This is a genomic window from Rhodococcus sp. 15-725-2-2b, assembly GCF_002259075.1.
Classification (GTDB): domain Bacteria; phylum Actinomycetota; class Actinomycetes; order Mycobacteriales; family Mycobacteriaceae; genus Rhodococcoides.
Genome location: NZ_NPFL01000014.1, coordinates 1 through 13,740, shown reverse-complemented (window position 1 = coordinate 13,740; position 13,740 = coordinate 1). Strand labels below are relative to the sequence as shown.

Annotated in this window: 14 protein-coding genes and 1 rRNA gene; 8 read left to right on the top strand and 7 right to left on the bottom strand. The window is 64.7% G+C overall.

The window, feature by feature from the left end; all coding sequences use genetic code 11:
- Nucleotides 1–122: 122 nt before the first annotated feature.
- Both CH306_RS16115 and CH306_RS16110 read right to left on the bottom strand, forming a co-directional pair.
- Complete coding sequence (locus CH306_RS16115) at nt 123–1,106, bottom strand: WXG100 family type VII secretion target (RefSeq protein WP_094647110.1); 984 nt, start codon at nt 1,104–1,106, stop codon at nt 123–125.
- A complete protein-coding gene (locus CH306_RS16110; RefSeq protein WP_094647109.1) occupies nt 1,103–1,402 on the bottom strand; it encodes a type VII secretion target in 300 nt (99 codons plus the stop codon). Before CH306_RS16110 ends, CH306_RS16115 begins: the two co-directional genes overlap by 4 nt.
- A gap of 155 nt (nt 1,403–1,557) precedes the next feature.
- Between CH306_RS16110 and CH306_RS16105 the strand changes: the two genes are divergently transcribed.
- Nucleotides 1,558–2,676: a YbfB/YjiJ family MFS transporter gene (locus tag CH306_RS16105; protein WP_094647108.1), complete on the top strand. Its 1,119-nt coding sequence runs from the start codon at nt 1,558–1,560 to the stop codon at nt 2,674–2,676.
- A 16-nt stretch (nt 2,677–2,692) separates the two neighbouring features.
- On the opposite strand, the gene CH306_RS16100 is transcribed toward CH306_RS16105, so the two are convergent.
- Complete coding sequence (locus CH306_RS16100; protein WP_094647121.1) at nt 2,693–3,367, bottom strand: GntR family transcriptional regulator; 675 nt, start codon at nt 3,365–3,367, stop codon at nt 2,693–2,695.
- A gap of 200 nt (nt 3,368–3,567) precedes the next feature.
- On the opposite strand from CH306_RS16100, the gene CH306_RS16095 reads away from it, so the two are divergent.
- From CH306_RS16095 to CH306_RS16080, 4 genes are all read left to right on the top strand, one after another.
- Nucleotides 3,568–4,986, top strand: a complete 1,419-nt coding sequence (locus tag CH306_RS16095; RefSeq protein WP_094647107.1) for an MFS transporter — start codon at nt 3,568–3,570, stop codon at nt 4,984–4,986.
- 3 nt (nt 4,987–4,989) lie between these two features.
- The gene (locus CH306_RS16090) at nt 4,990–5,655 is read left to right on the top strand and encodes an aspartate/glutamate racemase family protein (protein ID WP_256981179.1); all 666 of its coding nucleotides are present in this window, start codon (nt 4,990–4,992) and stop codon (nt 5,653–5,655) included.
- Nucleotides 5,656–5,905: 250 nt separating this feature from the next.
- Nucleotides 5,906–7,657: a pyruvate dehydrogenase gene (locus tag CH306_RS16085; protein ID WP_094647106.1), complete on the top strand. Its 1,752-nt coding sequence runs from the start codon at nt 5,906–5,908 to the stop codon at nt 7,655–7,657.
- A 125-nt stretch (nt 7,658–7,782) separates the two neighbouring features.
- Complete coding sequence (locus CH306_RS16080; RefSeq protein WP_094647105.1) at nt 7,783–8,487, top strand: TerD family protein; 705 nt, start codon at nt 7,783–7,785, stop codon at nt 8,485–8,487.
- On the opposite strand, the gene CH306_RS16075 is transcribed toward CH306_RS16080, so the two are convergent.
- A complete protein-coding gene (locus tag CH306_RS16075) occupies nt 8,488–9,555 on the bottom strand; it encodes a DNA polymerase IV (protein ID WP_094647104.1) in 1,068 nt (355 codons plus the stop codon). It abuts the gene before it with no gap.
- A gap of 34 nt (nt 9,556–9,589) precedes the next feature.
- On the opposite strand from CH306_RS16075, the gene CH306_RS16070 reads away from it, so the two are divergent.
- A complete protein-coding gene (locus CH306_RS16070) occupies nt 9,590–10,018 on the top strand; it encodes a DoxX family protein (protein WP_094647119.1) in 429 nt (142 codons plus the stop codon).
- On the opposite strand, the gene CH306_RS16065 is transcribed toward CH306_RS16070, so the two are convergent.
- Nucleotides 10,012–11,004, bottom strand: coding sequence for an isopenicillin N synthase family dioxygenase (locus CH306_RS16065; RefSeq protein WP_094647103.1), 993 nt, complete (start codon nt 11,002–11,004; stop codon nt 10,012–10,014). The two genes, CH306_RS16070 and CH306_RS16065, sit on opposite strands and share 7 nt — an antisense overlap.
- 88 nt (nt 11,005–11,092) lie before the next feature.
- Here CH306_RS16065 and CH306_RS16060 point away from each other — a divergent pair, with 88 nt between their 5' ends.
- Together CH306_RS16060 and CH306_RS16055 are read left to right on the top strand one after the other, a co-directional pair.
- On the top strand, nt 11,093–11,761 hold the full coding sequence (locus tag CH306_RS16060) for an SIMPL domain-containing protein (RefSeq protein WP_094647102.1): 669 nt from the start codon (nt 11,093–11,095) through the stop codon (nt 11,759–11,761).
- Nucleotides 11,762–11,784: 23 nt separating this feature from the next.
- Entirely contained in the window at nt 11,785–12,534 is a 750-nt protein-coding gene (locus CH306_RS16055; protein ID WP_256980484.1) for a YqjF family protein, read from the top strand.
- Here the strand turns inward: CH306_RS16055 and CH306_RS16050 are convergent.
- Together CH306_RS16050 and rrf are read right to left on the bottom strand one after the other, a co-directional pair.
- The gene (locus tag CH306_RS16050; RefSeq protein ID WP_179272975.1) at nt 12,513–13,133 is read right to left on the bottom strand and encodes a DUF6188 family protein; all 621 of its coding nucleotides are present in this window, start codon (nt 13,131–13,133) and stop codon (nt 12,513–12,515) included. The genes CH306_RS16055 and CH306_RS16050 overlap by 22 nt on opposite strands.
- 510 nt (nt 13,134–13,643) lie before the next feature.
- Nucleotides 13,644–13,740 (bottom strand): 5S ribosomal RNA (gene rrf / locus CH306_RS16045); the annotation flags it as partial.

The following is a 13,740-nucleotide window of genomic DNA, read 5'->3' as shown; positions in this document are numbered from 1 at the left end:
AGCTACGAGCCACCCCAGGTGAACACTGCGCCACGTTCTCACCCACAGTGGATACTTCTGTCCTACCACGCTTTTGCTCAGCACGTCCTCACGCTGTGGCGTCCGACCGTCCCTGCATTCGCTCATTTTCCCGCCGCCTCGAACAGCTTGTCTACTCCATAGCTGACGAGTCCACCCAGTGCGATTCCGGCAGCAGCGCCGACCACGGTCCCAGGTCCCGGAACGACGGAACCCGCCATGCCACCCAGGACACCGAACGCCCAGGTCGTAACTGCTCCCGCGGCAATCGGTGTGGCCTCGACGATGACCGCTTCGGTCGGGTCCATGCCGTCGTCGATTTTGTCGGCCATTCCGGGGATCGCTCCGGCCACGGAACCGAACGCTCCCAGACCGCGTCCGATGTTCTTTGCCACATCGTCGACGGAATCGATACCCGGAAATTCGAGCACCCTTCTCGTCACGTCGCTCATACCCGAGATCACCGACGAGGCCACGGTGCTGGGCCAGTCCGGCATCCAGGAGAACGATCCGTCCGGATTCTCCACGACGTTCCCGGTCGCGCTGCCGAGCGCGAGCTCGGCCAAGTGCTTCGTGGGTTCGGCCAACTGCTGCGCAGCGTCGATCGCAGCGCGCTCGGCCTGCGACAGCGCCCCCTGGATGTCTCGTGTCAATTGTGCTGCAGCAGAGCGTAGTTCGTCGGCCCGTCGCTCCTTCTCCTCGCCGAGCACGTCGGGGATCAGCGCGATCATCCCCTCGGGATCCACAACACCGTCGGCTCGTACGGCGAACCCGCTGGCCGTCGCCGCCGACACCTGCGCCCGCAGGTGCGCCTTTGCGGCTTCCACGATTCCGGCTGCGCTCTCGAATGCCTTTCCGAGCGAATCGATCTCACTGCACACCGAGCCCATCCGGGAGCACTCGGTCACCACGCGTTCGGCTGCGGCGTCGGCTGCTTCGCCGGTCCAGGTCTCGGCCAACGCGTCCTGCTCCTCGAGCACTCCGGTGCGCTGGCCGTTGACGCGCTCGACGATCTCCGACAGTTCGATCATCGTCTTGCGCATGGACTCCGGCTCCCACCCCGCGACATGCGGGACCGTCGGGGTCATTTCGGCCGGTCCATCGCATCGAGCCGGCGGGCGAGTTCGTCGTCGGTGATCGCGTAGTTCTGCGCGACGCCGCGGGCGATGTCTGCGACGCATTCCGCGCGCCCGGCCAGAGCTGCAACAGCTCCGGCCGCTGCAGCCGCCGCCGCCGCGCACGCTGCGTGGAAGTCGCTACCCAGCAACGCATTCTCCGATTCACGGAACGGAGCAAGAGCATCCAACTCACGGATCACCCCGCCGGTCGCCGACAACATATTCGAGAACTGCCGCAGGATCACTGGATCCACATTCACTGTCATGACGCTCCCCCGAGTCGCACCGTATCGACGCCCGGTGTTTCGGCGTCATGGGGTTTGACGCCTGTGGGCTCGGATCGGTTCCGTCCGGTCCGATTCCGGGGTCGTGAATGCGGCGGGTACCGTTGGCCCGGCTAACGATATAGGGGGTGCTCGCCATGAACGGCCGTCGACTGTCGTTCGCTGCCGCGGCCGGACTCGCGGCCGCGATGGGTGTCGGACGATTCGTGTTCACGCCGCTGCTGCCGATCATGGTCGATGCATCGGAGGTCACGCCGAGCAGCGGTGCCGTCATCGCGACCGCGAACTACGCCGGCTACCTCGTCGGCGCAATCGTGTTGTCCGTGCGCCCGTCGATCAACACGACGACATCGTTCCGTCTGTGGACAGTCATACTCGTCGCCAGCGAGTTGGCCATGGCCGCTGCCCATTCCACCGCCGCGTTCTCCGCACTGAGGTTCCTGGCGGGCCTGGCGAGCGCAGCGGTTTTCATCGCGTGCGCGAGCACCGTCACGAAGCATCGCGCCGACGGCGCTTCCCCCGGTATCGCGTTCGGCGGCGTCGGCGCAGGCATCGCGGCGTCGGGAATTCTGACCCTGCTCGTCGGACCGCACCTGTCATGGGAGGCGCTGTGGGTGTGCTCGGCGCTCTTGACAGCGGCCCTCATCGCCCCGGCGTGGACGCTACGGGTGCATCCCGAGCCCGCGGCGCGGGCTGAACCCGGCGACATCGACCACAAGACCCGGACCGTATGGCGGACGTTGCTGTTCGCGTACTTCCTCGAAGGTCTCGGCTACATCATCGTCGGTACGTTCCTCGTGGCGGCGGTCGGTGGCCACGGCAGCACATCGGTGGGTCCGGCGGTGTGGATCGTCGTCGGATTCGCCGCGGTGCCGGCGACTGTGTTGTGGCAGGCAGTCGCCCGCCGAACCAGCACGCGCAACGCCCTGGTGGCAGCGTTCGCGTTGCAGTCGATCGCAGCGGTACTCCCCGCACTGACCGGAAACACCGTTGCTGCCGTGTTCTCGGCTCTGCTGTTCGGCGGAACGTTCATGGGCATCACGATGCTGACGATGAGCACCGCACAGACACTGCCCATCGGACGTACTGCGGCAACGCTGACCGCGTTCTACGGCGTCGGACAGGTTCTCGGCCCGCTGATCGTCGCACCTGCGATCGGCGACTCCTATTCGATCGCCTTCGCAGTCGCAACCGGCGTGCTGATCCTCGGGACCGCCGGGGCCGTACGGGTGTCCGGACTGACCGCATCGCGATGAGTACGGCTCGCTCGGCTCAGTGCTGTGGGTCGTAGCCCGGAACTTGCGCCAGAGTCTCGAACGTTCGCGCTCGGCCCCATTCCACGTGTGCGAACGCAACCGCGGCCGCCAACTCCGAGTCCCCCTTGGCGATGGCGTCGACGAGGGAGACATGCTCCCCGTGGCGCAGCGACGGATCTCGTTCGAGATTGGCCATGTTGAGTCGGTTACTGCGCTCCCGCAGTGGTTCCATGATGACCGGGAACAGTCGGTTGGCGGACAATTCCTCGATCCCCGAGTGCACTCCGGAGCTCGCGTGATGGAACTCGAGTAGATCGCCCCGCTCGAGAGCGGCACCTGCACGGGACACGGCGTCGACCAACGATGACGAGTCCGCTCCCGCCGACACAGCGGACGCTGCTCGGCGAGCAACGAGCGGCTCGAGTGCGGACCTGATGTCGTACAACTCGTCGACCGAGCTTCTGGTCACTCCCGTCACCACGGCAGGGCGTCTCGGCGACAGCGTCACCAACCCGGCTGCTTCGAGCAATGGAAGTGCCTCACGAATCGGCACCCTCGACACCTGCAGCTCGGTACCCAGATTGCGCTCGCTCAGCGTTTCACCCGGTCGGAGACGGCCGTCGAGGATGCGTGTTCTGATCGCGTCGAACACCGAACGCGACAGCGATTCGCGACCTTCCGTGGATGCCATGATGCTTGTATACCAGCGAACCATAGGTATACCGCGTGTCCACAGGGGCCATCGGCAGAACGTTGACCAATGATCACCTCGACTGAAAGGAGCAGGTGAGAGGATCTGGAAACGCAAGTGTTACCGCCGAGAAACCTGTCGCAGCGCATAGCTCCGTAAATTCTCCGCTGTTGGTATACCACTGAGCGAGAGGCACTGGGATGAGCGTCCCGACCACGAACGAGAAGCCGTCACCGATCGACCCACCACCCGAGACCGGCAGCCTCAGCGAACAGATAGAGGCGTCGTACTCGAAGATCGGCCTCACCACAGCGCACTTCGGCATCGTCGCCATGGTCCTGTTCGGTGTCTTCTTCGACGCCATCGAACAGAATGCCGTCGGTATCACCGGACCGCTCCTGCGTGAATCCTGGGGACTCGGCGGAACCGAGATCGGGCTGCTGAACACCGCGACGTTCACCGCCGTCGCACTCGGGCGCATCCTGGCCGGAGCGGTGATGGACCGTTTCGGTCGTCGAACCCTCCTCGGTGCAAACCTTCTCGTCTTCGCATTCGGCTCGCTGCTGTGCGCATTCGCGCCCAACTACGAGGTGTTGGTGGGCGCTCGATTCCTGGTCGGGCTCGGACTCGGCGGTGAGATCGCCGCAGCGGTGATCATGCTCTCCGAATTCTTCTCCGCCAAGCATCGCGGTACCGCGGTCGGCATGATCAACGTCGCAGCTGCAGGTCTGGGCAACATGCTCGCCCCACTGTTCGGGGTCATCGTCTTCGCAATCTTCACCGGTGACGACCGCTGGCGATGGCTGTTCGGTCTACTCGTACTGCCCGCACTCGCGGTCGTGTTCTACCGCCGTTCGCTTCCGGAAACGCCTCGCTTCCTCGCCGCGACAGGCCGTGTGGCCGAGGCCAATACCGTCATCAACCGCTTGGCGCAAGGCAAGCTTCGCGGCACGCTCAAGTCCGAGGTTCAGTACTTGAACGTCGACACTTCGGTCGACGATCCCGCCGTACCGCGCGCTCGGTGGACGGAAATGTTCGGGCGGCGTTACCGCAGAAGCACTCTCGCCCTCGGCATTGCCGTCTGCATGTCCTACGCAGCGCAGATCTCGATGCTCACACTCATTCCCGTCATTCTGACCGAGCGGGGAATGTCGATCTCGAGTGCGCTCTGGTACACCCTCGTGATGCAATCCGGATCGTTGATCGGCGCGCTGACCGCCGCACTGATCGCCCGCAAACTTCCCCGCAAGGTGACACTGACCGGTGGTGCCGTTCTCGGTATCGTCGCCGGGCTCGGATTCGGCTTCTTCGCAACGTCGATCGGCCTCGTACTGGTCTTCGGTGCACTGTTCAATTTCTCGGTCATCATCCTCAACACGACGATCTGGCTGTTCGCGCCCGAGCAGTACCCCACGCGAATCCGTGGCCTCGCGACATCGGTGATCCTGGCGCTGGGCTCCCTCTCCGGCGGACTGTTCCCGCTCATTGCCGGAGCCGTACTGGACTCGTCCGGCGTGGGTGCCATGTTCGCGATGCTGGCCGGCCTGTTCATCGTGTGCGGCATTGCCGTGCAGTTCCCGAAAGAGACCTTCGGACAACCCATGCCGGAAGATGGCTGAGCAGTGAAGATTCTCATGGTCAACCCCAACTCGAACACTGCAACGACGCAGCTGCTCGTCGACGTTGCTCGGCGTCGGCTCTACGAGACAGAATTCACCGTCATCGGGGTCACCGCGGGTACCGGACCGGCGATGATCACCGGCACCGAACAGTTGCGTGCTGCAGGACCCGATGTCGTAGCCGCGGCCCTCGACGCGATCGAGCACCATGGCCCCGCCGCTGTGATCGTCGGCGCGTTCGGTGATCCCGGTGCGGCCGAACTCCGAGCCCTCGTCGACATTCCGGTCGTCGGGATCGGCGAGGCAGGAATCCTGCACGCAGCACGAGGCGGTCGCTGCTTCGCGATCGCCACCACCACAGCCGATCTCGCCGCCCAGCTCGATGCACTGACTCGCGCCACCGTGCCCGACGGCGATTTCGCGGGTGTGTTCCTCACCGCGTCATCGCCGTTGGTCCTGGCCGAGGACCTCGCGTCGAGCGTCGACGAACTGGGAACAGCGGTCGATGCTGCAGTGGCAGCCGGAGCGAGCGCCGTCGTCATCGGCGGCGGACCGTTGAGCGATTCGGCTCGGCGGCTGGCGCTGCGCACCGACGTGGACGTCATCGAGCCGGTTCCGAGTGCCGTTGCGATGGTCGTCGACAGAATCTCGAACGCGGTACGCAGCTAGATCTCCACCATCGCCCGGGCTGCGTTCACTCGAAGCTCGTCGGTCGGCGGGTAACCGCCGTCATCTATGGGTGTTGCCTGAAATATCCCGACGTGACGGAGATCGCCACAGCATCTACCAGCACTTTTCGCTTGACGGCTGCCGTGTGCGCTCCCAGGATGTTTGGCAGGCCCTCTGCACAGGGAAGCCGTCGGCGAGACGCGGCCGAAGAACATCGGAGAACATCGCGTCGCAAAGTTGAGGAGAATCAATGCCAACCACAGTGGCCGATCAGCTCGTTCGAGGAATCGTCGACGCCGGCGTACAACGCATCTACGGCATCGTCGGCGACAGTCTCAATCCGGTGGTCGACGCAGTGCGTCGCACCGGAGGATCGGCCAAGGGCGGCATCGACTGGATTCACGTACGTCACGAGGAAGCCGCGGCGTTCGCTGCGTCGGCCGATGCGCAGACCACCGGAACACTCGCCGTCTGCGCTGGTTCGTGCGGACCGGGAAACCTACATCTGATCAACGGCCTGTACGACGCACATCGTTCGGGCGCACCGGTTCTGGCGATCGCGTCGCACATTCCCAGCAGCGAAATCGGATCGGGCTACTTCCAGGAGACGCACCCCGACCGGCTCTTCGGCGAATGCTCGCTCTACAACGAGTTCGTCTCCACTCCCGAGCAGGCACCCCGGGTTTTCCGTGCGGCGATCAACGCTGCTGTCACCGGCGGCGGAGTGTCGGTTCTGACGATTCCCGGCGACATCGCCGAGTTGTCGGCCGCAGGCACGATGGACCCGATCGCCATTCCCTCGACACCGGTCGTCACACCACCCGCGGCGGACATCCAGAAGCTGGCCGACGCCATCAACGACGCCGAGAAGGTGGCAATCTTCGCCGGGTACGGGGTCAAGGGCGCTCACGACGAGGTGGTCGCGTTCGCCGACACGATCGGCGCTCCCATCGGACATTCGTTGCGTGGCAAGGAGTTCATCCAGTACGACAATCCGTACGACGTCGGCATGACGGGGTTGCTGGGCTACGGAGCTGCGCACGCCGGGATCCACGACGCAGACCTACTCATCCTGCTCGGCACCGACTTTCCGTATCAGCAGTTCCTTCCCGAAGACGTCACGACCGCGCAGATCGACATCGACCCCACGAAGCTGGGACGTCGGACCTCGGTCCGGTACCCGATTCACGGTGATGTTCGGGCGACCCTGAATGCGTTGCAGCCGTTGGTCACTCGCAAGGCCGATCGCCGCTATGTCGAGAAGTGGGTAGACAAGCACAACGACCTGATGGGCAAGACCGTCGGTGCGTACACCCGCAACGCCGAGAAGCTCGTCCCCATCCACCCCGAGTACGCCGCGTCGGTACTCGACGACCTCGCCGCCGACGACGCCGTGTTCACCACCGACACCGGCATGTGCAACGTGTGGACCGCGCGCTACATCAACCCCACGGGTAGAAGGGCATTCGTTGCGTCGATGCTGCACGGGTCGATGGCCAATGCCCTGCCGCACGCCATCGGTGCGCAGTTCGCCAATCCGGGCCGCCAGGTCGTGTCGATTTCGGGCGACGGCGGCTTCTCGATGCTGCTCTCCGAACTCTTGACCGTCGCGATGTACAAGCTGCCGGTCAAGATCGTGCTGTTCGACAACTCGACACTGGGCATGGTCAAGGCCGAGATGCTCGTCGACGGTCTGCCCGACTTCGGTGTCGACGTCCCGCAGGTCGACTACACCGGCATCGCGGCGGCTGCGGGTATCCATGCACAACGCGTCGAGAAGCCCGAGGACATCCGCGGCGCACTCGAGACCGCGTTCGCCGTCGACGGCCCGGCGCTGGTGCAGCTGATCACCGATCCGCTCGCGCTCTCGGTCCCGCCGACCATCACCGGCGAGCAGATCAAGGGATTCGCACTCGCGATGAGCAAGGTCGTGCTCAACGGCGGTGTCGGCGAGGCCGTTCGGATGGCCAAGTCGAATCTGCGTAACGTGCCGCGCCCGTAGATCTTCATCGGCAGGGAACCCGAGGTCGGTGCGGGCACCGCGCTCGTCGGTCGTGCGGTTATTGTCGACACACCGCCCAAACCGGACATCGCGATCCGGCACCTCCCCGCCCGGAAGGCTCCACCATGGCCATCGACTACACCCGCAAGCCCTCTACGGGGCAGAACCCCGCGCAGCAAGTCGGAGCACCCGTCAGTCTGAGCAAAGTCACGCTGTCCAAGGCATCGCCGACCATCAGCCTCACCAAGTCCGGCGAGAAGCAGGGCTCCATGCGGGTGAACCTCAACTGGTCGTCCGGGGCACCCGCAGCGCAGCCGAAGAAGAAGGGCTTCCTGGCCAAGCTGGCTGCTGCGTCGTACGGCTCCGGCGGTGTGGATCTCGACCTCGGGTGCCTCTACGAACTACGCGACGGCTCCAAGGGCGTGGTCCAAGCGCTCGGCAACAGCTTCGGTTCGCTGCAGGATGCCCCGTTCATCGCGCTCGACGGCGACGACCGCTCCGGCTCGGTCAGCGGCGGCGAGAACATGCACATCAATCTTGCCCACCCCGAAAAGTTCGCCCGCATCCTGATCTTCGCGATGATCTACGACGGCGCTCCGAACTGGGCCGCAGTCGACGGAGTGGTGACGCTGTACCCGACCAGCGGACCACAGGTCGAGGTACGCCTCGACTCGGCCGAGAACTCTGCGCGCATCTGCTCGATCGCATTGTTGGAGAACACGTCTGCCGGTATCACGGTCACCCGCGAAGTCGAGTACATCCAGGGCAGCCAAGCCGACCTCGACAAGAAGTACGGTTGGGGACTGCGCTGGGCGGCGGGCCGCAAGTAGTCAGAGAGGTTGCGGCGGAGTCATTTCCAGCCGGACGCCGATCAGTCTAACCTCTCTCGTATGGTCGAGGCGGTCGACGAGCGCCACCGCGGCCGAGGTCAGGATCTCCGGATCGAAGGTGGGCGCTCCGATGATCGGTGCACTGACGGTATGCGTCTCGAACGGCGCGTAGCGGATCTTCAATGCCGCTCGCACGGCCGGCCGGTTCTCGGCTTCGATGTCTGCCAGCACCTTCGACGTCAACGCGGCGACCTCGTCTCGGACGATCGCCCAATCGGCGACGTTGGTCTGGAACGTGACCTCACGGCTGTGCGACCGTGCGACCCACGGCTCGGACGTCACCGGTGCGAGGTCGATGCCTCGCCCTTTGGTACCGAGCCACGGACCGATCTTCGGTCCGAACGCTGCGGCGAGGTCCGCGTCCTCGGCATCGGCCAGTTCTCGGACTGTCGAGATGCCGAGGGCGGTCAGCCTCTTCGAGATCTTCTTGCCGATCCCCCACAACGCATCGGTACCGCGATCACCCATCACCTCGAACCAGTTTTCCTTGGTGAGCCGGTAGATGCCCTGAGGCTTGTCGAAGTCGGTGGCGATCTTGGCTCGTAACTTGTTGTCCCCGATGCCGACCGAGCAATGCAGCCCCGTCGCGTCGAACACCGCGTCGTGGACGGTCTTTGCCACGCCCTCGGGGTCGTGGGTCTCCACACCGAGAAACGCCTCGTCCCATCCGATCACCTCGACCACGAATCCCAACGACCGCAGAGTGTCCATCACCAGTGCCGAGGCCTCGTCGTACGCCGGCTTGTCCACGGGGAGGAAGACTGCGTCCGGGATCTTCTTCGCGGCGACGCGTAGTGGCATTCCGGATCCGACGCCCTTCGCACGCGCCTCGTACGAGGCCGTCGACACCACCCCACGCTCGGTCGGATCTCCTCTACCGCCGACCACGACGGCTTTGCCCGCCAGGTCCGGGTTGCGGAGCACTTCGACGGCAGCGATGAACTGATCGAGGTCGACGTGCAGTACCCATCGGCGCCGTGCTGGGTCGGTCGGTGTACTCCCGGTCATAGTGCTCAGTGTGCCCGTGGTGTCTCATGACGCCATGACGAAATCGATTTCTCGCACCATCGGACGAGTAGTACTGGGAGCGTTCCTCGTCTTCGCCGGACTCAGTCATCTCTTCTGGGCGAGGAGCACCTTCGCCGCCCAGGTGCCGACCTGGGTTCCGATCAGTACCAACTTCGTCGTGCTGGCGTCGGGTGTCGTCGAGATCGCGCTCGGTCTGGCGCTGCTGTTCTGGACCGCTCGCGCACCGGTCATCGGTTGGGTGGTCGCGGCGTTCTTCGTCGCGGTCTTTCCCGGCAACATTTCGCAGTTCGTCACGCACACCGACGCGTTCGGCCTCGACTCAGATACGGCCCGAGGGATCCGGTTGCTGTTCCAGCCACTGCTGATCGTATGGGCCTTGTGGTGCACCGGAGCATGGGCGCAGTTTCGCGCATCACGTCAGGGCCACAGTAGGAATCAGTAGGCAGACTGCCGACCGGCCGGAACGATGCCGTGGTGCAACTGCGCCACGTCGGGGTGTGCTCGCGTACGGGACTTCCACGCGTTTTCGCCGTAGGTGCTGTAGATGGGGTTGGCAGGATCGTCCTCGACTCCTCGTGACTGCCGCGCCAATTCGGGCGGCAGTTCGATCACCGGGACGACGGCATCGAGGGCCGGGCTCAGAAAGTGTGGCACCGATATCCGGTCGGTGTCGGGTCCCGGCGCGACCACCCGATGACGCGTCGCACGTAGATAGCCGCCGGTCGCAACCTCCAACAACTCGCCGATGTTGACGATGAATGCCCCGTCCAGCGGCGGTACGTCGATCCACGTATCGGCGGTCGTCTCCACCTGCAGACCGGCCGAGTCCGGTTCGACGAGCAGCAACGTCAACACCCCGGAGTCCTTGTGCGCTCCGACGCCCTGCGAATGATCAGCAGTGCCCGGGTAACGCACGACTTTCATCAGCGTCGCGGGCGCAGTGGCAAAAGCGTCGTCGAACACGTTCTCGGGCGCACCCAATGACTGCGCCCAGTGCCGGAGCAACCGGAGCCCGAGACCCGACACGGACTGCTCCCATTGCTCGAACGTCTCTCGGAACCCGGCCGGCTGCGACGGCCACAGGTTGGGGCCCTGGAGGTTCCAGTAACCTTCGGCTCCCTCGATCGCCGGGCGTTCGGGACCTATGTCGATCTGTTCTCGCCAATCCACCCGGCCGTTGGTCAGCTCGCCACCCACCCGGGAGTAGCCGCGGAAATGCGGGCTCTTCAGCTGACTGATTTCTTCCTTCACATCGTCCGGCACGGCGAAGAACTCTCGCGCGAGGCGCAGTACCTCGTGCATTCGTTCGATCTCGATCCCGTGTCCGACGAGATAGAAGAAGCCGGACCCGTGAGCTGCTTCGCGCAGCGACAACTGGAACGCGCGGGGGTCGTGGTCGGCCAGACCGAGATCGAGAACGGGAAGCATGTTCGCGATTGTCCTCCTCCCTCGACGCGTCGGCCAGCAGTGTTCAGGTTCGGTAAAACCGCCCGACCCGGATGCAACACTGAGTGTCATGAGCCCCGAAGCACTCGACATCACCGTCGTCGGTCACGGCGCAGCCACCTACCCACCCGAACAGTGCACACTCGCGCTGACCGTCCGCACCGACGGTCGCACTGCAGAGTCCGCATCCGAGCCTGCTCAACAACTCGTCCGGGAGCTCACCAGACTGGTCGAGCCGCTCTACAACAGTGACGGGGGACCCATCGATCGATGGTCGGTGGACCAGGTGCGCCACTCGCGCCACCGCCCGTTCAACCACGACGGAGAGCAACTGCCGTACGTCTATCAAGCCGAGGCGTCAGTGGAAGTGCAGTTCAGCCAGCTCGATCTGGTGGACGCGTTCGTCTACGCAGCATCGGCGCTCGAGGGAGTGTCGATCGACCACTTCGATTGGGACCTCACCGAATCCAGCAGAACCGCTCACACCTTGGCGGTCCGGGAACTCGCTGTGCGCGACGCCGTCTCGAAGGCCGAAGCCTACGCGTCGAGCCTGGGACGATCGGGCGTGCACGCTGTCGCGGTGGCCGATCCCGGTCTGCTGCCAGGGTTCGCGGAGAGCGGTGGACCAGAATCCTCGGCACGTATGTTCGCCGCGAAATCAGCGCCTACCGGATTTGCACTCAAGCCGGAGAACATCACCATCTCGGCGAGCGTGCACGCCCGATTCACCGCCTCCTGACGCCTCGCGCCTAGGCTCGAATCATGAACCGAGACGATGCCCGACGCCTCTGGCCGCGGCCACCGCTACTGCCTCGTCCGATCGTGATGGATCAGCGATGGGAACGGCTGGTCTTTCTACACTGGCGGGTTCCGAGTTCCGACGTCGCCCCGCTGTTGCCCCAAGGGTGCGTACCCGACGAATTCGACGGCTCGTCGTGGGTTGGGCTGATCGGCTTCCACATGGTCGGTGCCGGCCTCGGTTACCGTCACCCCGTCCCGTACTTCGGCACCTTCGGTGAGATCAACGTTCGGCTGTACTCGGTCGACGCGGAGGGGCGACGCGGCGTCGTGTTCCGATCCCTGGAAGCAACCAGACTCGCAGTCGTGCTGGGCACCAACGCTGCTCGCATTCCGTACCGCTGGTCCTCGATCGATATCGCCGACGACAGCACCACGATCGGCTACCGCAGCAAACGGCTCGCTCCCCCACACCGCGGCGCAACCACCGACTTCGGCGTCGTCAGAGGATCACGCGACCTGTCCGAGGATCCGCTCGCGGTGTTCCTCACCGCGCGTTGGGGATTGCACACCTCACTGGCCGGTCGCCTGCTGTACGTCCCGAACGTCCACCGGCACTGGCCCTTGGTCGACGCAGAACTCACCCACTGCTCCGACGAGCTCGTGGCAGCGGCAGGCCTACCCGGTGTCAGTACCCGGCGACCGGACTCGGTTCTGTACTCACCCGGTGTCGAGACCCAGTTCGGGAGACCCTACGTAGTGCGCGGTCGGTAGAAGATCACGTGCCCCGAGGACAGTTCGACGACCCAATCTCCTTGTGCAGCAGCGACGCTGTCAGCGAGGGAACTCGACGTCACACTTTCCCGCAACACGAGGTACCCGGCGTCGAGGGAGAGGTCGAACAACAGCTTGGTGCCATCCGAGAATTCGACGGCAGGGTCGTCGCCGGTCGAGAGCCGAACCACGGTCGCACCGATGGAAGGAAGACTCTCGACGGTCAGGGCCACCGACTTCGGATGCTCGGGTGCGGGCCACGACTCGACAGCCCCGCCCGGTCCACACACCACTGTCGAGCCGTCCGCAGCCGTGTACTCCCAGGATTCGACCTCGTCTCGCGGACTGGCCACCACTGTCTGCCGGCCATCGAACGTCAGACGGAGAACACCGGATTCGTCGTAGTCTGCGTCGTCGCATTCGAGACCGTGCAGTGTCGCGAGCGCTCGTAGACCCTCGAACTGATTGTCCTCGTCGACAGTGAGTCCGTCGATCATCACCTCGCTGAAGGCAATGCTGGCACCGTTGTCGAATTCGATGCTCAGATCGAAATCGAGCAGGATTCTGCTGACGCGCTTCTGATCGACGGCGAGTTTCATCGACATCGACTGTGCCACACAATGCCGTGGGAGCCCACAAAGACTGGCCGGGGCACGATGCGCGGCACGGCCTGGGTGTCCGCAAATGCGCGCGCGTTCGTCGGGTGCGCGGGAAATGGCGGGTGTCCGGGCTGCGATTGTGTGCGCGGTTGGCGACTGCGCGCGCGTTTGTCGCGGGGGATGTGGGCTGATGGCCGGCTGCGGTGGTGGTGGGTGGTGGTCGGGTCGAAATCGGGTAGGCGCGCGCTGCTGTGCGGTGCTCGCCATTCCGCGAATGCGCGCGCGTTCGTCAGGCGCGCGCTGCTGTGCGGTGCTCGCCATTCCGCGAATGCGCGCGCGTTCGTCAGGTGCGCGGGGATTGGTGGGTGTCCGGGGTGCGATTCTGCGCGCGCATCGCTGGTGCGCGCGCGTTTGCCCCCTGTGGGCTGCTCGGGTCTGGTGTGGTGTGGGTGGTTTCGAAATGCAGAACACCCCCGGACCGGGTGGTCTGGGGGTGTTCTGGGAAATTGTGTTCGGCGGTGTCCTACTCTCCCACACCCTGTCGAGTGCAGTACCATCGGCGCTGGAGGGCTTAGCTTCCGGGTTCGGAATGGGACCGGGCGTTTCC